Raw genomic sequence first — 25109 nt, 5'->3', positions numbered from 1 at the left:
CACCCCCCGGGGCCCCCGCCAACTGCCGCCTGCCAGCCCCGCCTTCACCGGGCGCCACGGCGAGATCGCCGTGATCCGGACCCTGATCGAGGAGCACGACAGCTCCGGGGCCGCCGCGGCCGATGGCGGCGACGGGGGCGTGGGCGGACGGCCCGTGGTGATCGCGGCCATCGACGGTACGGGCGGGGTCGGCAAGTCGAGCCTGGTCATCCACGCCGCGCATCAGCTCGCCGACCGGTTCCCCGACGGCCAGCTCTACGTCGATCTGCACGGCGCCACCGCGGGGCTGACGGCCCTGGACCCCGGTGAAGTGCTCGGCCGGTTTCTGCGCGCCCTCGGGGTGGACGGCTCCAGCGTGCCCAGCTCCACCGACGAGGCATCGGCCCAGTTCCGTTCGCTGGCGGCGGGCCGACGGCTGCTGGTGATCCTGGACAACGCCGCCTCCGTGGAGCAGGTCCGCCCGCTGCTGCCCGCCGGGCCCGGCTGCAGCGCGCTGGTCACCAGCCGCGAAATGCTCACCACCCTCGAAGGCGCCACCCATCTGCACCTGGACGTCCTCCCCCGCGACCAGGCCGTGGCGCTGCTGGAGCGGATCGTCGGCGCGGAGCGGGTCCGGGCCGAGCCCGAGGAGGCCGAGGCCATCACCCGGCTGTGCGGCGGTCTGCCGCTGGCGCTGCGGATCGCCGGGGCCCGGCTGGCCGCCCGCCCCGGCCGGCCGCTGCGCACCCTGGTGACCAAGCTGACCGACGTACGCGGCCGGCTGGACGAGCTGAGCTTCGGCGACCTGGCCGTCCGGACCAGCTTCCAGGTCAGCTACGACGGCTTCCGCGAGGGCCGGCGGTCCGACGACCTGGACGCCGCGCGGGCGTTTCGGCTGCTGGGCGCCTTACCCGGGCCGGATGTGAGCCTGCCGGTGGCCACCGCACTGCTGGGGCTGAGCGAGAGCCGGACCGAGAGCGCGCTGGAGCGGCTGGTCGACGCGCAGCTCCTGGAGAGCCCCGACTCGATCCGGTATCACATGCACGACCTGCTCAGGCTGTTCGCCTCCGAGCGGGCGGAGCAGGAGGATTCCGAGGCCGAACGGTCGGCGGCCGTGGCGCGCGGGCTGTCCTGCTACCTGGCCACCGCCCAGCAGGCGGTCACCCTGCTCGATCCGCTCCGTCCCCGGCCCGAGCACGCCGTCGACGGCGCCGTGGTCCCACTGGGCGACAGCGCGGGGGCGGACGCCTGGCTGAAGGCCGAACTCCGCAACCTGCTGGCCGCCGTCGCGTACGCCGTGGAGCGGCCGGAGCCGGTCGCGCGCCTCGGTGTGCGGCTGGCGCAGTCGCTGCAGTGGTTTCTCTATCCGCGGGCGCACGCCCAGGACCTGCAGTCGGTCAACGAGCTGGCGATCCAGGCCGCCCGCCGCCTCGGCGACCTGGAGAGCGAGGCGTGGTTGCTCGACCACCTCGCGGGCGCGCACTGGCTGCAGCGCGCGTACGACGACGTCCGGGAGTGTCTGGAGTCGGCACTGGAGATCTGGCGTGAGCTGGGCCATCACCAGGGCGAGCTGCGGACCCTGTGCAACCTCGCCGACGCGCTGTGCGAGCTGGGGCTCCACGAGGAGGCCATCGTTGTGCAGAAGCGCCAGCTGACCCTGGCCCGGGAGACCGGCGACCCGGCGGCCGAGGTGATCGGCCTGGGCAACCTCGGCCGTGCCCACCGCGGTCTCGGCCACCCCGAGGAGGCCCTGACCTGCTTCCGGGAGAGCCTGGAGGGCGCGCGGCGGACGGGCAACATCCACCACCAGGGCTTCGCCCTGTACGAGATGGGGATCACGTACATGGAGCAGGGGAAGTTCCCCGAGGGGCGGACACACCTGGATCAGGCACTGCCCGTGTGGAAGCGGCCGGGCACCTACGAGAGCTGGCGCGGGCACACCTGGAGCGGGCTCTTCCCCGCCTGTATGACGCTTCAGATCGGCCCTGGCCCGCGCTGAGAGCCGGTTCCGGGCCCGCGCGCCCGGCGGGGGTTCCTCAGGCCTGGTGGCGCTCGGCCGGGGGTTCGCTCAGACCTGCTTGGTTCGCGCGCCGTGGCGGACCCACACATTGGGTTCGACGTAGACCGCACGGTCCTGGGTGGTGTCGCAGCGCACCGGCACCAGGCCGCGGGGCACCTCGATGTCGCCGTCGCTGTCGAAGGGCAGACCGGTCCACCGCCGCCACTGCGCCAGGGATCCGCTGACCGTCATCGAGGCCGGAGCGACCTTCTCGATGGTGCCACCCGCCTTGACGTGCACCCGCAGCCAGGGGTCGCTCGGCAGTCCGTCCTCGCGCCGTCCGCGGATGTACTCGGCCATGGGGACGTGCGGATGCAGGTGTTTGGCCGTCGGGCGCACCGGGGCCAGCAGCGTGTCGTGGCCCTGCTGGGCGACCGTGGCGCGCAGCGCCTCCAGCATGCGGTAGGAAAGCCCGCGGCCGAGGTATTCGGTGTCCACCGTGATCTCGAGCGCGCTGGCCACGGTCGGCGGAGGTCCGCCGCGCCGATCGCGGAACGCCCAGGTCACCACGCGGTCCCAGCCCTGGTCGCTGTGTGTCACGGCGGGCACGTTGCCATAACCGCACCGTACGGGCCAGATGTTTTCGGGGTTACGGCTTGCGGCCGACGCCCCCGTAGGCCCAGACCCGGGACGGGTCGTGCTCGGCGCCGATGCCCGGCCGCCACCGCGGCAGCTGCACCAGCCCTGGGTCGAGGAGCTCGAGCCCGGTGAAGAAGTCCAGGATCTGTGACCGGTCGCGCGCCCCGGACACGACGGGGCCGGTGAACCCGGACCAGTCCCGGTACGGGTTCTGGGTGAAGTCGCCGGTGACATGGGACAGGATCAGACGGCTGCCCGGCGCGGCCCAGTCCATGAGCCGGGCGACGAGCCCCCAGGGGCTGTCCGCGTCGTCGATGTAGTCGAGGACGAATGCCAGCACGATCGCCACCGGCTGCGCGGGGTCGAGCAGCCGGCACAGCTCGTCGTGGTCGAGGATCTGCTCGGGGGTGCGCAGATCGGCCCTGATCGTCGTGGTGCCGGAGCCGGCCAGCAGCGCCCGTCCATGGCTCACCGCGATCGGGTCGTTGTCGACGTAGACCACCCGGGCCCGTGGATTGACCGCCTGCGCCACCTCGTGCACATTCGGGCTCACCGGCAGGCCCGCGCCGATGTCCAGGAACTGGGTGATGCCGTCACCGGCCACCTGGCTCACCGCGCGGGCCAGGAATCGGCGGTTGGACAGCGCGGTGTCCCTGACCTCGGGGGCCACTTTCAGAAAACGCTGGGCCTGCTCGTAGTCGGCGAGGTAGTTGTCCTTGCCGCCGACGAGAAAGTTGTAGACCCGGGCCGGATTCGCCTCACGCCCCCGATAGTGGCCGTGTCCGGCGTGCTGCCGTATCCCCGGTGTCCTGAGCCCGATGCCGGCCCCGCTGCTGTTCATCCCGAATTCCCCTGCCACAAGCACTGCCACCGCCTCACCGCATGCCGTTACGTGTCACTGTCCGTGCGGCGCCGGACCGGGCCGCCAGGTGACCGTCTCCCGCGGCCCCGGCTCGGCCCAGGCGACCGGGGCACGGGACCACAGGTGGAAGGGCAGATCGATATCCGCCCGCACCCGGCTGAGCTGCCCCCAGGAGTAGACGTCCGAGTGGACCGCCGAGGCCTGTAGCGCCGCTTCGAGGCAGGCGCGTGCGGTCTTCTCCGCGCGGCAGGTGCCGCTCGGGCCAGATCCTTCCACTCCGCCGGAGACCTGGTATGTGCTCCAGGCGTAGAGGGCATCGTGCTCGGTGTGCTGTTGGCGTTGCTCGTCGACGTTCACTGGCCCTCTCCAGACGCATCCCTACCGGGCGGCTGTAGCGATGTGTCCAGCATCGAAGAGGGCGGGGTAGCGGCGGTATAGCGGCGGTAAACCGTGCGGCGGACCCGGTATACCGGATCCGCCGCACGGGTGGCCGCCGCGTCCCGCGGCGGGGCTGAGTCTGCTGGTCAGGCCGTCACTCGGCCAGCCAGGCCAGGATCTCCCGGTTGATGGCCTCGGGCCGCTCCAGGTGCAGGAAGTGTCCCGCCCCCTCGACCAGGTCGACGCGCGAACCGGGCGGGAGGTGGTCCTTCGCGCTGCCGACCACGTCGGCGCCGATGCATCCGTCGGCCGTGCCGTGCAGGTAGAGGGTGGGCCGCTCGCCGGTCCGGGTGACGGCCTCCTGCTCGGCGGCGTACTTCTCCAGGTGGCGCGAGGGGTCGAACAGGGCGCGGTAGTAGCCGATGGCGGCCTCGAGATTGGCCGGCTCCCGCAGGCTCTCCTTGACGTGCGCGATGTCCTGCTCGGCGTGGTGGTAGCCCGGCGACCAGTCGCGCCACAGGCCGTCGATGAGCGCCATGTCGTGCGCCGCGGCCCCCGCCTCGGCCAGCGGCGTCTGGAACAGGAAGATGTAGAACGAGCGCTTGAACTGGCCGTAGTCGAAGCCGAAGAAGTCGGGCAGCACCCCGCCCAGCGGGGGAACGGCCATGGTGACCGCCCGCCGCCAGCGCTGCGGGGAGTGGGCGGTGGCGCCGTAGGTGGCGATCGCGCCCCAGTCGTGTCCGATGAGCACGGCGTCGCCGTCGCCGCCGAGCGCGTCGTGCAGTGCGTTGGCGTCGGCGGCCAGCGCACCGGCCTGGTACGCGCCGTCGGCGGGAATGCCGGTGGGCGCATAGCCCCTCAGGAACGGGGCGACGGCGTGGTAGCCCGCGTCACCGAGGGCGGGGAGCAGATGGCGCCAGGTGTGCGCGGTGTCGGGGAAGCCGTGCAGGCAGAGCGCCAACGGCGCGTCAGCCGGGCCGGCTTCGAAATAGCCGAACTCAAGTCCATTGGCATTCACGTACTTCAGCTGTGTCACGCCGGGATGCTATGCCACCCCCCAAGTCACGTCCATGTGCGGCCGCCACTCCTCGGCCGAGCCTCGTGCCGCGCCCCTGCATCGCGCAACACCGTTGCGTTCAGGCATTGTTCGATGTTGAGGGCCCCCGTGCGGCACACGGGCGAGGGTGGCAGACTGCACATCACACCGTCCCGACTTCCGAGTCGCGGATCCGTGTGCGATTTTTCGGCGCAGCGCGAGGGAGGCCCTATGACCGGCCAGAGCAGTGGGGTCGCGGAGCACCGCGACTCCATGGTGCACCGTGGATTCCTCTACCGCGACGAGGAGGAGGTGGTCTCGGTCGGTGTGCCTTTCCTGCGCGCCGGTCTCGAAGCCGACGACGCGGTCGCCGTGGTCGCCTCCAAGTCGAATATCAACGCGCTGCGCGACGCCCTGGGCCAGGATGCCTCATCGGTGCAGTTCGAGGACGCGCTCCACTGGTATCAGCACCCGGTGCGGACCATCGCCGCGTACCACGCCTATGTCGAGGCCGAGAAGCCCCGCCGGGCCCGGCTGGTCGCCGAGCCGGTGTGGCAGGGGCGCACCCCGCTCGAGGTTCTGGAGTGGGCGCGCTACGAGTCCATCGTCAATGCGGCGTTCAGTGACTCCGGGGCGCGGGTGATCTGTTGCTACGACGAGCAGGCGCTGCCTCCCCAGATCCTTGACTACGCGCGGCAGACCCACCCCGAGATGATCGACGGACACGGGCCGCGCACGAGCGAGGAGTACACCGCCCCGGGCCCGTTCATCGCCACCTGCGACCGCCGGCCGCTCCCCCGCGCCCCTCGGCTGGCCGAGACGATGCCGATCAACACGGCCGATCTGGACTCCCTGCGCGTCTTCACCACCGAGCGGGCCGGCCGCCATGGGCTGACGGGGGACGCACTGCGGGACATGGTCGCCGCCGTGGCCGAGGTGGCCACCACCGCCGCCCGGCACGGGAGGGCGCCCGCCGCCCTGCGGATCTGGACCGACAACGGCGACCTGGTCAGCGAGATCTCCGGCCCCGGCCACTGGTACCCGGACGCGCTGTGGGGCTTCACCCCGCCGGCCGACGCGGAGCCCGCGTTCGGGCTGTGGGGGGTGCGCATGCTGTGCGATGTGGTGCAGATGCAGACCGACACGGACGGCACCGTGATCAGGCTGCGCACCCGTATCTGAGCGCCCCTGCGCCTGTCTTGACCGGCGCCTGTCTTGACCGGCCCGACCTGATGAGGGCGATGGCGCGTGTTCCGGAGGTGTTCACACGCCGTCGCCTTGATCGCTCGGGCCACGCCGCTACTGTGCCGGTCATGAACGGACTTCAGGTGTCACGCCGCGCCGTGCTCGGCGGGGTCTTGGGCGGAGCCGCGGGGCTGGTGCTCGGCGGCGCGGACGCCGCCGTGGCCGCCGGGCCCGCGCACAGCAGGCGGCTTCGGGTCCTGGTGGCCACCAATGAGCCCTGGGGTACGTACCACGTCAAGCCGTTGCTCGCGGAGGTGTCGCGGCGGGGCTGGCAACTGACCCAGCTGGTACCGGACTACACCCAGATCACCCCGGGAGACCCGGTCCCGGTCGCCACGCCGGCCGACGCCCCGGAGGCGGATCTGCTCGTCGTCACGGGGGCCGGGGACTGGCCGGCGGACTGCGCGGCCCGGCTGCGGCGGCTCCCGCTGGCCGCGAGCGCCCTGGCCTACCAGAAGCCGGTCGAGGCGCCCCGCGCCCGGGAGCTGCGTCCGCGGCTGCGGCTGTTGACCGCCTCCTCGCCCGCCGAGGGGCGGGCGTTCGCCCAGTACCTCGGGACGCGGCGGCCGATCCGGGCGGTCGGTTCACCGCAGACCGACGGCCTTCCGGCGCGCCACCCGGAGCCCGGTCTGGTGCTCGTCCTGACCAGCGTCACACACCCGGACGCCACCGGAGACGCGGCCCCGGGGACGGAACTGCTGCTGGCCGGTGCGGAAAAGCTCGCCGCGGCGGGCAAGCGGATCCTGGTCGGTCTGCATCCGCGCGAGGACCGCGGCCTGTGGGACCGCTACGAGATCAGCGATGTCCCGTCGGTCACGGCTTCCGCGCGCGCCGAGGCGGCCATCGGCATCCCCGGTACGGTGTTCCCGCTGGTCGCCGCCGTCGGCACACCGCTGGTGGGCTGCACCGACCCCGAACTGACCGTGCCGGACTATCTGCTGGCGGTCTGCTCGGCCACCATCGACGACGCGGGTGCGGCAGTCGCCGCCGTGAACGCGGCGCACCTGCCCGATGCCGCCATCCTCGCGGACGCCGTCGGGCCGATCGGCGGCTCGGCCGCCCGGCTGCTCGACGCCTGGCTGCGCGGCGCCCGGCGAGGGGCTCATCACATCTGAACATCCGGCTCCGGCGCCGCGTCAAGGAGGATCTTCAGCAGTTCGTCCGGCGCGTCCCGCATGAGGTTGTGCCGGCCCTCCACGGCGTGCACCGTCCACCGAGGGTCCTCGCGCAGCCGCTCATAGGTGGGGGCGAACGGCGACGTACCGTCCCACAGCGTGGCGTACACATAGTCCCGGCGCCGGAAGCGCCCGAGGTCGCCGGTCAGCCGGATCCGCTGGAGGCACGAGGCGAGCGGATGAGCGGTGGCGCGGGGGTCGAAGAACGGCAGGGGCGGTACGGCGTAGCCGGTCTCCCCCACGCTCAGATACCACTCCCGCTGCTCACCGGAGGCCAGCGTCCAGCAGGAGTCGCCGTCCTCGGGCACGAAGGCGTCCAGGTACACCAGGGAGTCCACCCGCTGCGGCACCCGGTCCGCGGCCCCGGTGATCACCATCCCGCCGTAGCTGTGCCCGACCAGCACCGCGTCCTCGATGGACTCGGCCGTCAGCACATCGACCACGTCCTGGATGTTGGTGTCGAGGTTCACCGTGCCGCTCATCGGCCGCGCGTGGTCGCCGAAGCCGGTGAGGGTGAGGGCGTGCACGCGGTGGCCGTGCTGCCGCAGCTGTTCGTCGAGCCGCTCGTAGCACCAGCCGCCGTGGCAGGCGCCGGGGACGAGGACGAAGGTGGCCATGTGGTGCTCCTCAGTGCTGGTGGTGGTCGGCGCGGGTGGCGCGTCGGTAGGTCGCCGTGATCCGCGCGAGTTCTTCCGGGGACCGGGCGTCCCCCGTGCGCTGCATCTCCCGGTTGGCGGCGACGACCGCGGCGGTGGCCTCCCGGCGCGCCTTCTCATAGGCGGCCAGGCCCCGGGGAAAGTCCAAAGCCAGTTGCTCGGCCAGCACCCGGGCGTCGACGATGGCCTGCGACGCCCCGTTGGCCCCGACCGGGTACATGGGGTGCGCGGCGTCGCCGAGCAGGGTGACCCGCCCCTCGCCCCAGGTCGGCAGGGGGTCGCGGTCGACCATCGGGTATTCGAGGATCGTCGGGCTGTTGCCGATCAGCGCGGGTAGGTCGAGCCGGCCCAGGTCCCAGGAGCCGAAGTGCTCCAACACCTCCTCGGCCCGGCCCGGGGTGTTCCAGTTGGCGTCGCCGGGCAGTGGCCCCGGCTCGGCCACCGGCACCAGGGCCACCCAGTTGATCAAGGACGGGCCGATCGGGTAGGCGACCAGTTCGACGTTGCCCGCGCCGCGTGCGATCACCGACGAGCGGCCACCGAGGAACGGCCGGGCCTCGGCCGCCCCGCGCCACATCCGTACCCCCGACCACAGCAGCGGGCCCTGGTCCGGATGCAGCCGCGCGCGCACCGCCGAGTGCAGACCGTCCGCGCCGACCAGGGCCGCCGCTTCGATCTCGGCCCCGGGCACCCGGACCCGGACCGCGTCGGCGTCCTGCTCGAAGTCCAGCAGCCGGGTGCCGGTGCGTACGGCGTGCGGGCCGAGCCGGTCGTGTACGGCGGCCAGCAGCAGCGACTGCAGCCGGCCGCGGTGCACGGAGTACTGCGGCCACCGGTAGCCCCCGGCGAGACCGCGCTCCTCGGTGAAGAGCACCTTCCCGGACTGGTCGCAGTACACGTTCTCGGCGGTGGCGACCGAGATCCGGGCGAGGTCGTCGCCGAGGCCGAGCGCCGTCAGCTCCCCCACGGCGTGCGGCAGCAGATTGATGCCCAGGCCCAGAGGGCGCAGCTCGCGCACGGCCTCGATCACGGTGGCCTCGAACCCCGCGGCGTGCAGGGTCAGCGCGGCGGTCAGCCCGCCGATCCCGGCCCCGGCGATCAGCACCCGCACGGTCAGTCCCTGATCTCGGGGCGGTCGATGATCCGCAGCCAGCTGCCGTCGGGCTGCCGCCGTACGACCTGGACCCGCCCGCCGGTGTTGTCGGCCGGCCGGGTCGAGGTGACGGCGAGGTCGCCGTTGCGGACGGTCGGCAGCGCCGGTTCCGGTTCGAAGTGCGGCGCCTGCGCCAGCATCTGCTCGAACACCTCCCGGATCGCCTCGCGGCCGACCGTCTGGGACCCCGGCGGGAAGGCGAGGACGGCGTCGGGTTCGTACAGCTCGGCGAGGCCTTCGACGTCGCCGGCGTTGGCCCGCTCCACGAACAGGCGGGTGAGGTCTTCGGGCTCGGTGGCGCGCTCGCGCGCGGTGGTCCGGTCGGTCATGGCTGCTCCTGCTCTGTCGCTGTCGCGTCTTTCTCTTGCTGACACCTCCACTCTGCGGCCGCGCGATCTAGAAGTCCAAGAGCTGGTTGTGCTGCTCACCAGAAGCAATCGTTATAGCATCGGCGTTATGGAACTCCGGCAGCTCGAATACTTCGTGGCCGTGGTGGAGGAGGCCAACTTCACCAGGGCGGCGGAGCGGCTTCATGTGGCCCAGCCGGGTGTCAGCGCGCAGATCAAACGCCTTGAGCACGAGCTCGGGCAGGAACTGCTCGACCGCTCGGGGCGCTCGGTGCGGCCGACCGAGGTGGGCGCGGCGGTCCTCCCCTACGCGCGGGCCGCGCTCTCGGCGGTGTCCGGGGTGCGGCTGGCCGTGGAGGAGCTGACCGGGCTGGTCCGCGGGCATGTCGCCATCGGCACGGTGACCTCCCACAATGTCGATCTGCCCACACTGCTGGCCGAGTTCCACGAGGACCACCCGGCCGTGGAGATCACGCTCACCACGGACAGCTCCGACGGGCTCGTCGACGCGCTGCGCGGCGGCCGGCTGGACGCGGCCATCATCGCCTACGGCACCACACCGCCACCGGGCCTCGAGCTCCACATCGTCACTCAGGACACTATCGTCGCGGCGGTCAGCCGGGACCATGAACTGGCCCAGCGGTCGACGATCCCGCTCGACGCCCTGCGCGGCCGGGTGCTGATCGCCCTGCCCCGGGGCGCGGGCATCCGCTCACTGCTCGACGAGGCCTGCGCCGCGGCCGGATTCACCCCGCATATCGCCTTCGAGGCCGGCACCCCCGCGGTGCTCGCCGAACTGGCGGCGCGCGGCCTGGGCATCGCGATCGTGCCCTCGGGCGTCGTGCGGCGGCGCGAGGACCTGCGCGCCCTCACCATCACCCGCCCCGCGCTGCGTGGCGCCCTCGCGTTCGCCTGGCGCGCCGAGGGTCCTGTCAGCCCCGCCGCGCGCGCCCTCATCGGGCGCGCGCGGCGACTCATCGGGCAGGCTTAGGGCAGCTGCATGACCGCCTGCACCGGCAGGTGGTCGCTGGGGAACTGGCCGTCCCGGGAGTAGGGGTTGATGGCGGCGTAGTGGGTGTGCACGGTCGGCGAGGTGAGGATCCAGTCGATCCGGTCGCCGTCCGGGACCAGCGGCCGGTAGCCGTGGAAGGTCGCGTACTGCGCGCTGCGCCGCTCGGCGGCGTCCCAGGAGTCGACGAGGGTGCCGCCGCCCAGCATCGCGTCATAGACCGGGTTGCCATGGGCGGCGACGTTGAAGTCGCCGGTGACGATACGGGGAAGGGCCGCGTCGAGGCCGCCGAGCCGTTCGGTGATCAGGGCGGCGGCGCGCTCGCGGGCGGGCTGGCTGCGGTGGTCGAGGTGGGTGTTGAGGGCGTAGAACTGCCCGCCGGTGCGCAGATCATGGAAGCGGACCCAGGTGACCATACGGACCACCGCCCCGCCCCAGGTGTTGGATCCGATCACATACGGGGTGTCGGACAGCCAGAAGTGGTCGTACTCAAGCGGTTCGAGCCGATTGGTGTCGTAGAAGACGGCCATGAACTCATCACGGCTGCCGCCCGCTCTTCCCGTGCCGAGCCAGTCGTAGCGCGGTCCGAGGTCGTGGGCGATATCGCGCAGCTGGCCGTACAACCCCTCCTGGGTGCCCAGCAGTTGGGGCGCCTCGCGGCGCAGCAACTCCCGCATGGCGGGGCGGCGCTGCGCCCAGGAGTTGGGCTCGGTGTCGGAGGCGAAGCGGAGGTTGAAGGTCATGACGCGCAGCCGCGCGTCGCGCTCCGGGCCGGAGTCGGCCGCCTCGGCGGCGCCCCCGGATTGGGCGGCGAGCGGCATGGCGACGGCCGCGGCGGCCGCGGCGCGCATGCCATGGCGACGGCTGAACACAGGTGCGGGCATGGCTCCTCCGTAAGGTCCGGCGATGGCCTCAAGTCTCGGGCCTCGCGGTGTGGGCGAAGTGACCTGCGGTGACCGTGCTTTGAAACGTAGGACTACCCGCGGATTGCCTCCGGGCCACCCGTCACACCTCTCCTCGTGGTGAATTCCCCATGGCGAATTCCTCGCGGTGATCTGTCATGGAGGATGCCGAGCCAGGGCAGGCGCCCTCGGGTCCGATGACGTTTCGATCAAACGACTCGACCAAAAGGTGCCAGGAGACTCAGTGCAGCAGGACACCCCCACGCTCGCACAAGCGCAGCCGGCCGCCGCTCCGCCCGGGGAGGGAGGGGCCCGGAGCCGCGTGCGCGACCCGTACTTCGACAACGCGAAGTACCTCACCATCGTGCTGGTGGCCTGCGGCCATGCCTGGGAACCGCTCACCTACGGAAGCCGGGCCGTCACCGCGGTGTATCTCACGGTGTACGCCTTCCATATGCCGGCCTTCGCGCTGATATCCGGGTATTTCTCGCGCGGTTTCGACCTCGGGCCCGGGCGGGTGCGGCGGCTCCTCACGGGGGTCGCCGTGCCGTACATCGTCTTCGAGGTGGCGTACACCCTCTTCTACCGCTGGGCGCAGGACGACCCGGGCTATCCGATCAGCCTGCTCGACCCCTGGTATGTGATGTGGTTCCTGGTCGCGCTGTTCATCTGGCGGCTCACCACACCGCTGTGGCTGGCCCTGCGCCACCCGGTGCCGATCGCGCTGGCCCTGGCCGTGCTCGGCTCGGTCTCACCGGAGGTGGGCGGCGATCTCGCCCTGCAGCGGGTGCTGGCGTTTCTGCCCTGCTTCGTTCTGGGGCTGAAGCTGCGGCCGGAGCACTTCACGCGGCTGCGCACCCGGCGGGGCCGGCTGGCCGCGCTGCCGGTCGGCGTCGGTGCGCTGGTCGCCGCGTACGCGCTGGCGCCGCGGATCGACGCGGGGTGGTTCTACCACCGCGGAAGCGTGGCGGGCCGGGGGGCGCCGGAGTGGGCCGGGGTGTTCACCACACCCGCGCTGTTCGCGCTGGCGCTGCTGCTGACGGCCGCCTTCCTGGCCTGGGTGCCGGGGCGGCAGCTGTGGATCACCGCGCTCGGCACGGGGACGATGTACGGCTATCTGCTGCACGGCTTTGTGATCAAGTCGTCCCGCTTCTGGCGCTGGTACGACCATCCGTGGCTGCACACGCCCGTCGGCGAACTGACGGTCACGGCCGCCGCGATCGCCATGATCACCTTGCTGTGCACCGCTCCCGTACGGCGCGTCTTCCGCCCCCTGGTCGAACCCCGGATGACCTGGGCCTTCCAGCTCGGGAACAAGGGTGCCACCCAGAACGCCGCCAAGAGCACAGCAAACAAGACGCAACACATCAAAACAGCGCAAGACACTCACTAGAGTGGGTGATATCCGCGTGAAACGGGCACTGAGGAGGTGCCGACGATGTCCGAAGCGACCACCACCGACCTCTACGAGGTCACGATGGCGATGTCCTATCTGCGCGAGGGGATGATCGGCCCGGCCACTTTCAGCCTCTTCGTCCGGGATCTGCCACCCGACCGCGGCTTTCTGGTCGACGCGGGCCTGGAGTCCGCACTGGACTTCCTCTCCGACTTCCGTGTCGGCCCCGAGGACGTCGAGGACTTCGCCGCGGTACTCGGGCGGCCGGTCGACGAACTGCGCCCGCTGCTCGGCCTCGCGTTCACCGGCCAGGTGCGGGCGGTGCCCGAGGGCCGGGTCGTACTAGCCGGGGAGCCCCTGCTGGAGGTCACCGCGCCGATGCCCGAGGCCCAGCTGGTCGAGACATATCTGCTCAACCGGCTCAACCATCAGACGGCGATCGCCTCGAAGGCCGCCCGATGCATCCTCGCGGCGGCGGGGCGGCCCGTGGTGGACTTCTCGCTGCGCCGCACCCATGGGCCCGAGGCCGGTTACCACGCGGCGCGGCTCGGCGCAGTGGTCGGATTCGCCGGAACGAGCAATGTGGCGGCCGCCCGCGCCGAGGGGATCCCCGCGGTGGGCACGATGGCCCACTCGTTCGTGGAGGCCTTCGACTCGGAGGAGGCGGCCTTCCGGGCCTTCGCCCGGGCCCACCCCGGACCGATGACGCTGCTGGTGGACACGTACGACACCGAGTCGGGAGTCCGCACGGCGGCGCGCGTGCTGCGAGACCTGGATGGGGGCGCCCGGGTCCCGGGCTCGGCCATCCGGCTCGACAGCGGGGACCTCGGCTTCCTGGCCCGGCAGGCACGCGGCATCCTCGACGCCGCCGGTCTGGAGGAGGTACGGATCGTCGTCAGCGGCGGTCTCGACGAGTACGCCGTGGAGGATCTGGTGCGCTCCGCGGCGCCCATCGACATCTACGCGGTCGGCACCCGAGTCGGGGTCTCCGCCGACGCCCCGTACCTGGACTCGGCCTACAAGCTGGTCGCGTACGACGGGCGGCCGGTGATGAAGCTCTCCGCGGCGAAGGTCACGGCCCCCGGCCCCAAGCAGATCTTCCGCCGCGCCGGGCAGCCGGATGTGATCGGCCTCGCGGACGAGGATCCCGCCCCGTACGGCCGGCCGGTCCTGGAGACGGTGATGCACGGCGGCGAGCGCACCCGCGAACGCGCCACCCTGGCGGAGAGCCACCAGCGGTTCCTCGCCGACCTGGCGGACCTCCCACACCCGGCCCGCCGGATCCGCGCCCCCGCCGCCCAGCGGCCCGTCTTCTCCGAGCGCCTGGCCGCGCTCGCCGAGGAGGTGCGCGGCCGCATCGACCGCGAGCTCGCCGCCGTCGCGCAGGCGGAAAGCCCCGAACAAGCCGCGTCCGGATCACACCGGACCACCATCAGATGAGACATCAGGTGAGGAGTCGGCCATGCCGCAGACAGTGGAGTGGAAGGTTCACCTCTACCTCTACGAGGACCAGGGAACGACCAAGGCGCGCGTGGTGCTCGACACAGAGGAAACCTCGTTCACCGGCCGGGGCGTCGCCCGGTGCAGCCCCGACGACCACGAGGTGCCGGAGATCGGCGACGAGCTCGCGGCCGGGCGCGCCATGCACGACCTGGGCGAACAGCTGCTGATCGCCGCGGAGCGGGACATCGAGGGCGAGATCGCCACGCACCGGCCACGGGTCCGTCCCGCGCCGGGGTGGGCCCTGTGAGCGGCGGTGCGGGGCAGCCGCGCCGGGGTGCCCCGCACCGTCACAGGGACGGGCCGCCCGGCACGCAGCGGCCCGCAACGGGGCCTCACCCCCATCGCGTGGAGTAGCCCCGGTACCCGCGACGGCCCGGCCGGATGAGCAGCGTGGCCAAGAAGCCGAGGAGTCCAGCGCCGATGAGCGCCAGCCCGGGGCCGAAGCTCTGTGCGTACGCGACGACACCGGCGAGCGACGAGGTGTCGCCCTGGGTGCCCGGGATGATCGGGCTCACCTGGCCGCCCTGACCACCCGCACCGCCTGCACCACCCGGTCCGCCCGCCGCGCCCTGGGCGGCCGGGTCCGAGCCGTTGTTCGGGGCGGTGGACGCCGTACCCGCCGCCTCCCCGTCGCTCGCCGGGGCGTTCGGGAGGGACACGCCGAGGGCGGTCAGCGCCTTGGTCACCGGCTGGAAGAAGGTCACGCCTCCGCTGGTGCAGTCGCCGGTGCCGCCTGAGGTCACCCCGAGCGCCACGTTCTGGGCGAAGAGCGGGCCCCCGCTGTCGCCCGGCTCGGCGCACACATCGGTCTGGATGAGCCCGCTGACGGTGCCCTCGGGGTAGTTCACCGTCGCGTTCAGCGCGGTCACCGAGCCGGTGCGCAGCCCCGAGGTGCTGCCGCTGCGGAACACCTTCTGGCCGACGACCGGGTCGGCGGCACCGGTGATCCGCACGGTCTGCCCGTTCCCGATGTTCAGCACGCTGCTCTGGTCCAGGGAGGTGTTCTGGTACTGCACCAAGGAGAAGTCGCTGCCGGGGAAGTCGCTTCTGACCGTCGTGCCGACGGTGGTGTTCCCCTGCGTGTCCGCGAACCACGCGGTGCCGTTCGGACCGCAGTGGCCCGCGGTCAGGATGAACCCGGCCTGGCCGTTGGTGACGTTGAAACCGGCCGAGCAGCGCCCGCCCTGGGTGAAGATCGGCTCGGCGCCCAGGGTCCGGGTGGTGAAGGAGCCGGCGGTCCGCTCCATGCGCACCTCGCCGCCGATCGCCGACGCGACGCCCCTCATCCGTGACCACTGGTCGGCGGAGACGCTGCTGTCGCCGAGCACCACCACCTCGTTGGACATAGCGTCCACCGCCCACGCGGTCCCGGCCACCCGGGGCGCCTCCCGCAGCGTCTCGGTCGCCGAGCGCAGCTGCCGCATGCTGTAGCGCACCTGCTTGGCCCGCGCGCCCGCCTGGTTGACCTGGTCCGCCGCCTCCGCGTCGGTCACCGCGACCACCGCCCGCCCGTCGGAGCCGATCCAGCTGCCCGCCGTACGGGAGGTCCCGAGCTTGTCGACCAGGGTCCTGGCCAGCTGGGCGTCCCGGGTGTCTCTCGCCTCCAGGGCCCGGGTGGGATCGCCGCCGGACCCGTTGGCGGGCGATCCGTCCGCCGCGGCCTGAGAGACCATCACGCCGCCGCACACCACAGCCCCGATGGCCACGAGGCGTGCGACACGGTGCGCCCTGCGCCGCGTGTGTCCCACCACCCTGCCTCCTTAACGTCGTTCCAGCACGGCGCCGCCCCGGCCGCCGGGGCCGGGACGGCATAGCCTTCCCTTCCATACGGACCGCGGCGCCGTTCCGCTCAGCCGAGACGTCAAGTGGGCCTGAAATCCGGGAATTCGGTGTTGATCGTCGGCGCGCGCTCGCGGCCTTCGCTACGGGAAAACACGTGCTCAGGCGCGCCTGTCGCTCCCGCGCCTGGCGGGCGGGCGGCCTACGATCGTGAGAATGAACAGCGCAGATGTCCTGGCCGACGCCTTCGGCCGCGTTCAGGAGACGGTTCACGAAGCGGTGAAGGGGCTGACGGTGGACCAGCTGGCCGCCCGCCTCGACGACAAGGCCAACAGCGTCGCCTGGTTGGTGTGGCACCTGACACGGGTTCAGGACGACCATGTCTCCGAGGTCGCGGCGGCCGAAGAGGTCTGGACCGAGCAGGGCTGGTACGAGCGGTTCGAGCTGCCGTTCCCGGCGGCGGCGACGGGCTACGGCCACCGGGCCAAGGATGTGGCCGCCCTCCGGGTGCCCCCGACGTTGCTTCTCGGGTACTACGACGCCGTCCACGAGCGCACGATCGACTACGTCCGGGGCCTGCGCGACGCCGATCTGGCCGCCGTCGTGGACGAGGCGTGGACCCCGCCGGTGACGCTGGGCGTCCGGCTGGTGAGCGTCATCTCCGACGATCTGCAGCACGCCGGGCAGGCGGCCTTCATCCGCGGCGTGCTGCGGCGGCGGTAGCGCGCGAGGGGGCGACGCGGCGGCGCGTGCGCCGGGGTGCGGGTGCGATCACCGCGACCGGGACACTCCTCACAACCCCTCGGTACCGCCCAACAACCCTTGTACCGGGCGAATACCGACATCACTGTTGCCAGCAGGGATTCACCCGCTGAGCCCGCGCCACCACGGGACACCGGCCGTGGCGCGGACCTCCTCTCCCCCGGCATCAGGAGGACAGTCGTGAGGATCAAGCACCCGCTCCACAGAAGCGGCCCGGCGAGCCGCCCCGCCCGCGCGGCGGCACGCCTGCGGACGGCGGCCCTCATAGCGGGCCTGGCCGCCGTATTCGCGCTGCTCGCGCCGGGGGCCGCTGCCGCGGACCCCGCGCAGACGTACAGCGCCTCGGAGCTCAAAGCGGCGAGCGACGCGATCCTGGCCGCGGACGTCGGCGGCACCGCATGGGCCGTCGACGAGGACAGCGGCTCGGTCCGCGTCGACGTCGACAGGACCGTCTCGTCCTCCGAGCTCGCCACGCTCAAACAGGCGGCGGGCCCGCGCAGCGGCGCCCTGCACATCCAGCGCACCCAGGGCAGAATCACCCAGCTGCTCTCCGGCGGGGACCCGATCTACTCGTCCAACGGCTTCCGCTGCTCGGCAGGGTTCAATGTGCACATCGGCACCTCGTACTACATCCTGACCGCCGGTCACTGCACCAACGGCTATCCGAACTGGTCCGCCCGGCTCGGCGTGCCCATCGGCCCGACGGCCTACTCCAGCTTCCCGGTCAACGACTACGGCTACGTCTCGTACACCAACCCGCTGTTGCCGCACCCCAGCAACGTGTACCTCTACAACGGCACCTACCGCGCCATCACCGGGGCCGGCAACGCATTCGTGGGCATGCTCGTCCAGCGCAGCGGCAGCACCACGGGCCTGCATGGCGGCACCGTCACCGGGCTCAACTACACGGTCAACTACGGCAACGGCAATGTCGTCTACCAGATGATCAGGACCAATGTGTGCGCCGAGCCCGGGGACAGCGGCGGGCCGCTCTTCTCCGGCAACACCGCCATCGGCCTGACCTCCGGCGGCTCCGGCAACTGCCAGACCGGCGGCGTCACGTACTACCAGCCGGTGGTCGAAGCGCTCAACAACCACGGGGCGGCCATTCCCTAGAGCGCCCGCCCATCCCGCGCCCACGGCCGGCCGCCCCTCCCGGGCGGCCGGTCAGCCCGTTCGACGGCCGCCGCTCGGCGCCGATGTTCACCGCGTACTCCAGGCACTCGTCGCACACCGTCCAGGGCCGCCGACCGCGCTTCAGCCGCCCGGCGGCCCGTAGCCGCCGCCTCCCGGCGTGTGGACGACGAGCATGTCCCCCGCCCCGACCTCGGCCGCGTCGCAGCCGCCGAGCCGGTCCACCGAGCCGTCGGCGCGCTCGATCAGATTCGCGCCGCACGCGCCCGGCTCGCCGCCCGCCATGCCGTACGGAGGCACCCGCCGATGGCCGGTCAGCAGCGCCACGGTCATCGGCTCCAGGAACCGGATGCGCCGGGTGACGCCGTCGCCACCGCGCCAGCGGCCGCGGCCGCCGCTGCCGCGCCGCACTTCAAAGGCGTCCACGCGCACCGGGTAGCGCCACTCCAGGACCTCGGGGTCGGTCAGCCGGGAGTTGGTCATATGGGTCTGCACGGCGTCCGCGCCGTCGAAGCCGTCCCCGGCGCCGGAGCCGCTGGCCACGGTCTCGTAGTACTGCACACGGTCATTGCCGAAGGTCACGTTGTTCATCGTGCCGGAGCCCTCGGCCTGCACCGCCAGCGCCGCGTACAGCGCGCCGGTGACGGCCTGTGAGGTCTCCACGTTGCCCGCGACCGTGGCGGCCGGGAAGGCGGGCGCGAGCATCGAGCCCTCGGGGATACGGACTTCCAGGGGCTTGAGGCAGCCGCTGTTGAGCGGGATGTCCTCGGCCACCAGCGTCCGGAAGACATAGAGCACCGCCGCCATCACCACCGAGCTCGGCGCGTTGGCGTTGCCCGGCTGCTGCGGTGAGGTGCCGGTGAAGTCCAGTACGGCCCCACGCGCCGCGCGGTCCACCCGCAGGGCCACCTCGATGACCGCGCCGCTGTCCGTCTCGTAGCGGTACGAGCCGTCCTTGAGACGCCCGACGATGCGGCGCACGGACTCCTCGGCGTTGTCCTGCACATGGCCCATATAGGCGTGTACGACGTCCAAGCCGAACTGCCCGATCATCCGCCGCAGTTCATGGATGCCCTTCTCGTTGGCGGCGATCTGGGCCCGCAGATCGGCGAGGTTGGCGTCGGGGGCGCGCGATGGATACGGGCCGGAGGTCAGCAGCTCGCGGGTCTCGCGCTCGCGCAGCCGGCCGTCCCGTACCAGCAGCCAGTTGTCGAAGAGCACGCCCTCCTCCTCGATCCGGCGGCTGAAGGCGGGCATGGAACCGGGGGTGATGCCGCCGATCTCGGCGTGGTGGCCGCGCGAGGCGACGAGGAACAGCAGCTCCGCCCCCTGCTCGTCGAAGACGGGGGTGACGACGGTGACGTCGGGCAGATGGGTGCCGCCGTGGTACGGGTCGTTGATGGCGTACACATCGCCCGGCCGCATCGCGTCCCCGTTGCGCCGCAGCACCTCCTTGATGGACTCGCCCATGGATCCGAGGTGCACGGGGATGTGCGGGGCGTTGGCGATCAGGTTTCCCTGGGCGTCGAAGAGGGCGCAGGAGAAGTCCAGCCGCTCCTTGATGTTCACGGAGTGGGCGGTGTTCTCCAGGCGCAGGCCCATCTGTTCGGCGATCGCCATGAAGAGGCTGTTGAACACCTCCAGCATCACCGGGTCGACCTCGGTGCCGACCGCCACAGTGCGCGGGCGCGGCCGCACCCGGGTGAGCAGCAGATGGCCGCGCTCGCCGACGGCGGCCCGCCATCCGGGGTCGACGACGGTGGTGGCGTCCGCCTCGGCGATGATGGCCGGGCCGGTGACGGCGTCCCCGGGGCGCAGCTCGGCGCGCTCGTACAGCAGGGTGTCCCGCCACACGCCCTCGGTGAACATCCGCACGGTCGCCGCCGGGCGCCCGCCTGCACGGCCCGGCTGCCCGTCCGCGTACCCGCCCGTGGGCGCGGTGGGGCCCGCCGCGCCGACGGCCTCGACCGACACTGCCTCGGCCACGAGCGGCTTGTCCATGGTGAAGGCGTAGCGCGCGCGGTGCGCCCGTACGAACTCCTCGGCCATCGTCTCGGCGGTGTCCAGGGGGACGGGGATGGCGGAGTCGGTTCCCGCGTACCGCAGATGGACCCGGGCCGAGGTGGTCACGGTCTCCTCGGGGACGCCGTCCGCGCGCAGCTCGGCGCGTGTCCGCGTCTCCAGCCTCGCGCAGGTCTCACGCACCCGCGCCAGGCCGGCCTCGCTCAGCTCCGTCTCCACGGCCTGTTCGCGCATGGCGGTGGCGTCGGCCACGCCGATGCCGTACGCGGAGAGCACGCCCGCGAGCGGCGGCACGATCACGGTGGTCACGCCGAGGGCGTCGGCGACCGCGCATGCGTGCTGGCCGCCCGCGCCGCCGAAGCTGGTGAGCGCGTAGCGGGTGATGTCGTGGCCGCGCTGCACGGAGATCTTCTTGACGGCGTTGGCCATGCCCAGCACCGCGATGTCCAGGAAACCGGTCGCGGCCTCCTCCGGTCCGCGCCGGTCGCCCGTCGCCTCCGCGATCCGGCCGGTGAGCGCGGCGAAGCGGGTCCGCACCGTCCCCGCGTCCAGGGGCTGATCGCCGTGGGGGCCGAAGACCGCCGGAAAGTGGCCGGGCTGGACACGGCCCAGCATCACGTTCGCATCGGTCACGGTCAGCGGGCCACCTCGCCGGTAGCAGGCCGGGCCCGGGACGGCCCCGGCGGAGTCGGGCCCGACGCGGTAGCGCCGCCCGTCGAAGTGGAGCACCGAGCCGCCGCCCGCCGCGACGGTGTGGATGTTCATCATCGGGGCGCGCATCCGCACCCCCGCCACCTCGGTGCCGAAGACCCGCTCGAACTCGCCCGCGTAGTGGGACACATCGGTCGAGGTGCCGCCCATGTCGAAGCCGATGACCCGGTGATGGCCCGCCTCGCCGGAGGCGCGGACCATGCCGACCACCCCGCCCGCGGGCCCGGACAGCACCGCGTCCTTGCCCCGGAAGTGCGAGGCCTCGCGCAGCCCGCCGTTGGACTGCATGAACATCAGCCGGATGCCGCGCAGCTCGGCGGCCACGTCCTCGACATAGCGGCGCAGGATCGGGGAGAGATACGCGTCGACGACGGTGGTGTCGCCGCGGGACACCAGTTTCATCAGCGGACTCACCTCGTGTGAACAGCTGACCTGCGTGAAGCCCAGCTCGCGGGCCAGCGCCCCGACCGCCTGCTCATGCGCGGCGTGGCGGTAGCCGTGCACCAGCACGACGGCGGCGCTGCGGAAGCCGTCCCGGTGCGCGGCGCGCAGCGCGTGTGCGGTGGCGTCCAGGTCCAGTTCACGCACCACGCCACCGTGGGCGTCCACCCGCTCGGGCACCTCGACGACCCGGTCGTACAGCGCCTCCGGCAGCAGGATCCGGCGGTCGAACAGGCGCGGACGGTTCTGGTACGCGATGCGCAGTGCGTCCCGGAAGCCTTCGGTCACAACCAGGACGGTCGGCTCGCCCGTGCGCTCCAGCAGGGCGTTGGTGGCGACGGTGGTACCCATCTTGACGACGGCGACGCGGTCGGCCGGGATGGGCTCGTCGGGGGCGAGTCCCAGCGTCAGCCGGATACCGGCGACGGCCGCGTCCCGGTATCGCTCGGGGTGGTGCGAGAGCAGCTTACGGGCCACCAGGCGGCCGTCGGGGCGCTTGCCCACGACGTCCGTGAAGGTCCCGCCGCGGTCGATCCAGAACTCCCAGCGCCCTGTCGTCACCCCGCCATTGTCGCCCCATTTGCCTGGATGGCGTGGTCGGTGTCATGGGGTCGGTGGGCGGTCCGTTCGGGGGTGATCGCCGCGAGGGCGGCGCGGGTCTCCAGGCGGTCCCGGGCGTCGAGCCGATGGCCGGTGCCCAGTACGGCGTGGCGGCATTCGAGCGCCGCCAGCTTGAGCAGGTCCGGCAGCAGATCGGTGCAGCGGTCGGCGACCCAGCGGGTGCCGCGTGTCGCCATCCACCAGGCGCCGGAGAGCAGCGAGGGCGGTGGGCCGTCAAGCGCCTCGGCGGGCGGCCGGCCGGTGGCCAGCCCGCGTACGGTGAGAGCGGCGTGGAACTCCCGCGCCAGCAAACGGTGTCCGAGCTCGCTCGGATGCAGCCGGTCCACGCTCCACGCCGCCCGCTCCTCGACCCAGGAGTGGTCCGCGAGGTGTACGTGCACGGCCTCGTACCGCCGGGACAGCGTGTGCACGACGGTGTTCACGGCGCGCATCCGGCGGGCCAGGGGCCGGGCGAGGGGCGCCGGCAGCCCCAGCATCCGGCCGGGGTCGGGGAGACACGCGGTGAGCACCACGGCGCCGTCGGCGCGCAGCGTGCCGATGACCGTGTCAAGCGCCTCGGCGACCCGCCGGATGTCGAACGCGGCCCGGAGGGTGTCGTTCGCGCCGGCCACGACCGAGGCGAGATGCGGTCGGGCGGTACGGGCGGCGGCCAGCTGCCCGTCGACGAGGTCGGTGGAGAGCGCGCCGCTTCGGGAGACGTTGACGAGCTCCACGGCCCCCGGTAGGGGCGCGAGCCCGCCCGCCAGGTGCACGGCCCAGCCGCGCCACCCGCCGTCGGGCGCGGGGTCCCCCATCCCTTCGCTCAGCGAGTCGCCGAGCGCGGCGAAGCGCAGGATGTGCGGTGGGCGGTCGGCGGCGGGCTGGTCCGGGGGCCGCGGCGGCTGTGCGGCTGGGTGGCCGCTCGGGTCGTCCGGGGCGCGCACCCCAGCGGCGGACGCGGCGTCGAACTCCGCGACGACGGCCGTGGCGGCCCCAACCGACGGCCGCGGAGGGCACGCCGGAAGCGGGCGCACGATCAGGCCGCATGGTTCACCGTCCCGGCCGCCCTGCTCGGCCGTCTCCTCGCCCGGCCGCCGGCCGACTATTCGCCGCGCGGCGGTGGGTGCCGCCACGACGACGCCGTCCGACGGGACCTCCCGGCCTTCCTGCCCGGCCGGATCCGCCGGTACCGGGGCGCCCGGGCCGCACACCGCGCTCATGGCCGCCGCCCCACCCGGCACGGCCCCGCCGACGAGGCTCCACGGTGCCGCGGCCCGGCGGGCACCCCCAGCGGTCGCTGGGGGTGCCGTAGCCGTAGCCGACGCAGAGGACGCGCGGAGATCGCCCGGACAGCATCAACGCCGCCGACGGTCGAAGGCCGAACCGCGCTCATCGCGCGGCCCTGGCGGCCGGGCCGACGGGCAGACCGTCCGCATGCGCCCCCTGCTCCGGGGAGGCGGCGTCACCGTTACGGCCGTCACGAGCGGGGACATCGCCGCCGACGACCAACCCACCACGAACCGGCGACGGATCATGCACAGGCAGCGCGTCGTGGGCCGCGAGGAACGCGGCCACCGCCTCCGGCCAGCTGTAGCGCTCCGCGCGGGCGCGGGCCGTCGCGCGGCGGGTGGGCTCGGGGCGGGACAGAAGGTGCTCGACGGCGTCCGCGAACGCGGCGCCGTGGTCGGCCGCCGTCGCACCCGCGGGGCCGACGATGGCCGGGAGGGCGGACAGTTCGCTGACGACGACGGGCGTACCGCACGCCAGCGCCTCCAAAGCGGCCAGCCCGAAGGTCTCCGCGGGCCCCGGGGCGAGCACGACGTCCGCGCCGGCCTGGAGCGCGGCGAGCGCGCCCCGGTCGGCGACGTGGCCCAGGAACGTGGCCGGAAGCCCCTCCTCGCGGGCGCGGGCCTCGAGGCGGGGCCGCAGCGGGCCGTCGCCCGCGACCACGAGCGCCGCGACGACGCCCCGCCGGCCCAGCTCGGCGAGCGCGTCGAGCGCGCGGCCGGGCCGCTTCTCGGGCGACAGGCGCGAGCACATCACCAGAAGCACCGCGGCCCCGTCCCGGTGCCGGTCGCGCAGCGCCGGGTCGCGGAGGGCCGGGTGGAAGTGGTCCAGGTCGACGCCCAAGGGGGCGCGCACGACATTGCGCGCGCCGATCCGTACAAACTCGCGCGCCGCCCACTCCGTGGTGCAGACGATGCGCGAATACGCCCGCGCGGTACGCCGGTTCAGCCCGTCGGCGGCCCGTCGGGCGGCGGCCTCGGGGACGCCCCAGGTGCGCAGCACGCCGTCGGCGCTCTCGTGGGAGACCATCACGGAGGGCACGCGGGCGCGGCGGGCCCACTCCCCCGTCCACCTCAGGGTGGTCCGGTCTGACACCTCGAGCCGGTCGGGTGCGAGCCCGTCCAGCAGCCGGGCCAGGCGTCGGCGGTCGGTCAGCACGCGGTAGCCGCCCGTGCCGGGCACCTCGGGCCCCGGGACGGTGATCACCCTCCCCTGGGGGGTCAGCTCGTCCGAGGCGTGGGCGCCCGGCACGACCAGGACCGGCTCGTGCCCGGCCGCCCGGTAGCCCGCGCCGAGCTCGCGCAGCGCGGTACGCAGCCCGCCGGAGGAGGGGGTGATGAAGTTGGCGAGCCGAACGATCCGCAGGGGCATGCGCACGCCGTTCGCCTCGTGGTCCGGTGCGCCCACCCTCGGCGGCGCCGCACTCACGCTGCCACCGCCGTACGGGCCGCGAGCACCTCGGTGTAGTGATCTATCAGCTGGTCGCCGACCGCCTCCCAGGTGCGGCCCTGGACCGCCTCGTGCCCCGCACCGCCGAGCGCGGAGCGCAGCCGGGGGTCGGCCGCGAGGAGGGAGACGGCGTCGGCGATCGCGGTCCCGTCGAGGGGCGGCACCAGCAGGCCGGTGCGGCCGTGGTCGACCAGGTCGAGGGGGCCGCCTGCCGCGGGGGCGATCACGGGGACGCCGCTGGCCTGGGCCTCCTGCACCGTCTGGCAGAAGGTCTCCTGCGGGCCGGTGTGCGCGAAGACGTCCAGGGACGCGAAGACCCGGGCGAGGTCGTTGCCGGTGCGGCGCCCCAGGAAGCGGGCCCCGGGCAGCGCGGCGCGCAGCCCCGGCTCGCTGGGGCCGTCCCCGACGATGACCACCCGGACGCCGGGGAGCGCGCAGACGGGGGCCAGGAGCTCGACGTTCTTCTCGGGGGCGAGCCGGCCGACGTAGCCGACGATCAGCTCACCGCCGGGGGCGAGGGTGCGGCGCAGCTCGGTGTCGCGGCGCTCGGGGGTGAAGCGTTCGGTGTCGACGCCGCGCGCCCACAGCCGCACCCGCGGCACGCCGTGGTCGTCGAGGTCGTGGGCGGCGGCGGTGGACGGGGCG

The 25109-nt window shown here is 73.0% G+C and carries 22 protein-coding genes; 9 read left to right on the top strand and 13 right to left on the bottom strand.

What is annotated here, in order from left to right; translation table 11 throughout:
- Nucleotides 1–1978: ATP-binding protein (locus CCN51_RS32240; protein WP_086860396.1), on the top strand; the 1978-nt coding region annotated here is incomplete at its 5' end.
- Nucleotides 1979–2047: 69 nt separating this feature from the next.
- Here CCN51_RS32240 and CCN51_RS32235 read toward each other — a convergent pair.
- The 4 genes from CCN51_RS32235 to CCN51_RS32220 form a co-directional block, all read right to left on the bottom strand.
- Nucleotides 2048–2578 (bottom strand): hypothetical protein, encoded by a 531-nt coding sequence (locus tag CCN51_RS32235; RefSeq protein ID WP_405381216.1) that lies wholly within the window; start codon nucleotides 2576–2578, stop codon nucleotides 2048–2050.
- A gap of 49 nt (nucleotides 2579–2627) precedes the next feature.
- Entirely contained in the window at nucleotides 2628–3458 is an 831-nt protein-coding gene (locus CCN51_RS32230) for an SAM-dependent methyltransferase (RefSeq protein ID WP_014173653.1), read from the bottom strand.
- A gap of 54 nt (nucleotides 3459–3512) precedes the next feature.
- On the bottom strand, nucleotides 3513–3836 hold the full coding sequence (locus tag CCN51_RS32225; RefSeq protein WP_014173654.1) for a hypothetical protein: 324 nt from the start codon (nucleotides 3834–3836) through the stop codon (nucleotides 3513–3515).
- A 175-nt stretch (nucleotides 3837–4011) separates the two neighbouring features.
- Nucleotides 4012–4893 carry an alpha/beta fold hydrolase gene (locus CCN51_RS32220; RefSeq protein ID WP_014173655.1) on the bottom strand — a complete coding sequence of 294 codons (882 nt, stop codon included), beginning with the start codon at nucleotides 4891–4893 and terminating at the stop codon, nucleotides 4012–4014.
- 231 nt (nucleotides 4894–5124) lie between these two features.
- On the opposite strand from CCN51_RS32220, the gene CCN51_RS32215 reads away from it, so the two are divergent.
- Nucleotides 5125–6075, top strand: coding sequence for an MEDS domain-containing protein (locus tag CCN51_RS32215; RefSeq protein ID WP_014173656.1), 951 nt, complete (start codon nucleotides 5125–5127; stop codon nucleotides 6073–6075).
- 131 nt (nucleotides 6076–6206) lie between these two features.
- Nucleotides 6207–7253, top strand: coding sequence for a hypothetical protein (locus CCN51_RS32210; RefSeq protein WP_043486148.1), 1047 nt, complete (start codon nucleotides 6207–6209; stop codon nucleotides 7251–7253).
- Here the strand turns inward: CCN51_RS32210 and CCN51_RS32205 are convergent.
- From CCN51_RS32205 to CCN51_RS32195, 3 genes are read right to left on the bottom strand one after another with little or no spacing between them, the layout of a single operon-like run.
- Nucleotides 7244–7930 (bottom strand): alpha/beta fold hydrolase, encoded by a 687-nt coding sequence (locus CCN51_RS32205; protein ID WP_014173658.1) that lies wholly within the window; start codon nucleotides 7928–7930, stop codon nucleotides 7244–7246. The genes CCN51_RS32210 and CCN51_RS32205 overlap by 10 nt on opposite strands.
- A gap of 10 nt (nucleotides 7931–7940) precedes the next feature.
- Nucleotides 7941–9080 carry a flavin-dependent oxidoreductase gene (locus CCN51_RS32200; protein ID WP_043486151.1) on the bottom strand — a complete coding sequence of 380 codons (1140 nt, stop codon included), beginning with the start codon at nucleotides 9078–9080 and terminating at the stop codon, nucleotides 7941–7943.
- Between the two features lie 2 nt (nucleotides 9081–9082).
- Nucleotides 9083–9451 carry a YybH family protein gene (locus CCN51_RS32195; RefSeq protein WP_014173660.1) on the bottom strand — a complete coding sequence of 123 codons (369 nt, stop codon included), beginning with the start codon at nucleotides 9449–9451 and terminating at the stop codon, nucleotides 9083–9085.
- A 127-nt stretch (nucleotides 9452–9578) separates the two neighbouring features.
- Here CCN51_RS32195 and CCN51_RS32190 point away from each other — a divergent pair, with 127 nt between their 5' ends.
- Entirely contained in the window at nucleotides 9579–10460 is an 882-nt protein-coding gene (locus tag CCN51_RS32190) for a LysR family transcriptional regulator (protein ID WP_014173661.1), read from the top strand.
- On the opposite strand, the gene CCN51_RS32185 is transcribed toward CCN51_RS32190, so the two are convergent.
- Complete coding sequence (locus tag CCN51_RS32185; protein ID WP_043486155.1) at nucleotides 10457–11362, bottom strand: endonuclease/exonuclease/phosphatase family protein; 906 nt, start codon at nucleotides 11360–11362, stop codon at nucleotides 10457–10459. The genes CCN51_RS32190 and CCN51_RS32185 overlap by 4 nt on opposite strands.
- A gap of 262 nt (nucleotides 11363–11624) precedes the next feature.
- Between CCN51_RS32185 and CCN51_RS32180 the strand changes: the two genes are divergently transcribed.
- The 3 genes from CCN51_RS32180 to CCN51_RS32170 are packed head-to-tail and all read left to right on the top strand — an operon-like array spanning nucleotide 11625 to nucleotide 14526.
- Nucleotides 11625–12773: an acyltransferase family protein gene (locus tag CCN51_RS32180; RefSeq protein WP_014173663.1), complete on the top strand. Its 1149-nt coding sequence runs from the start codon at nucleotides 11625–11627 to the stop codon at nucleotides 12771–12773.
- Between the two features lie 45 nt (nucleotides 12774–12818).
- Nucleotides 12819–14216 carry a nicotinate phosphoribosyltransferase gene (locus CCN51_RS32175; protein ID WP_014173664.1) on the top strand — a complete coding sequence of 466 codons (1398 nt, stop codon included), beginning with the start codon at nucleotides 12819–12821 and terminating at the stop codon, nucleotides 14214–14216.
- A gap of 22 nt (nucleotides 14217–14238) precedes the next feature.
- Nucleotides 14239–14526 (top strand): DUF1876 domain-containing protein, encoded by a 288-nt coding sequence (locus CCN51_RS32170; RefSeq protein ID WP_014173665.1) that lies wholly within the window; start codon nucleotides 14239–14241, stop codon nucleotides 14524–14526.
- Between the two features lie 85 nt (nucleotides 14527–14611).
- Here the strand turns inward: CCN51_RS32170 and CCN51_RS32165 are convergent, their stop codons facing one another.
- Entirely contained in the window at nucleotides 14612–16027 is a 1416-nt protein-coding gene (locus CCN51_RS32165) for a S1 family peptidase (protein WP_014173666.1), read from the bottom strand.
- A 247-nt stretch (nucleotides 16028–16274) separates the two neighbouring features.
- Between CCN51_RS32165 and CCN51_RS32160 the strand changes: the two genes are divergently transcribed.
- On the top strand, nucleotides 16275–16781 hold the full coding sequence (locus tag CCN51_RS32160; protein WP_014173667.1) for a mycothiol transferase: 507 nt from the start codon (nucleotides 16275–16277) through the stop codon (nucleotides 16779–16781).
- A gap of 219 nt (nucleotides 16782–17000) precedes the next feature.
- The gene (locus CCN51_RS32155) at nucleotides 17001–17936 is read left to right on the top strand and encodes a S1 family peptidase (RefSeq protein WP_014173668.1); all 936 of its coding nucleotides are present in this window, start codon (nucleotides 17001–17003) and stop codon (nucleotides 17934–17936) included.
- Nucleotides 17937–18077: 141 nt separating this feature from the next.
- Here CCN51_RS32155 and CCN51_RS32150 read toward each other — a convergent pair whose 3' ends face one another.
- From CCN51_RS32150 to CCN51_RS32135, 4 genes are all read right to left on the bottom strand, one after another.
- Nucleotides 18078–21689 (bottom strand): hydantoinase B/oxoprolinase family protein, encoded by a 3612-nt coding sequence (locus CCN51_RS32150; protein WP_014173669.1) that lies wholly within the window; start codon nucleotides 21687–21689, stop codon nucleotides 18078–18080.
- Nucleotides 21686–22948 carry an SGNH/GDSL hydrolase family protein gene (locus CCN51_RS32145; protein ID WP_078610323.1) on the bottom strand — a complete coding sequence of 421 codons (1263 nt, stop codon included), beginning with the start codon at nucleotides 22946–22948 and terminating at the stop codon, nucleotides 21686–21688. The genes CCN51_RS32150 and CCN51_RS32145 overlap by 4 nt, the downstream gene beginning before the upstream one ends.
- Nucleotides 22949–23117: 169 nt before the next feature.
- The gene (locus CCN51_RS32140; protein WP_078610854.1) at nucleotides 23118–24386 is read right to left on the bottom strand and encodes a glycosyltransferase; all 1269 of its coding nucleotides are present in this window, start codon (nucleotides 24384–24386) and stop codon (nucleotides 23118–23120) included.
- A 53-nt stretch (nucleotides 24387–24439) separates the two neighbouring features.
- Nucleotides 24440–25109, bottom strand: a 670-nt coding sequence (locus CCN51_RS32135) for a glycosyltransferase (RefSeq protein ID WP_143675946.1), incomplete at its 5' end; no start/stop codon positions are given.

Origin of the sequence: Streptomyces milbemycinicus (assembly GCF_002154605.1) — a bacterium.
Classification (GTDB): domain Bacteria; phylum Actinomycetota; class Actinomycetes; order Streptomycetales; family Streptomycetaceae; genus Streptomyces; species Streptomyces milbemycinicus.
The sequence above is the reverse complement of the archived record's forward strand: the minus strand, read 5'-3'. Positions and strand labels throughout refer to the sequence as shown.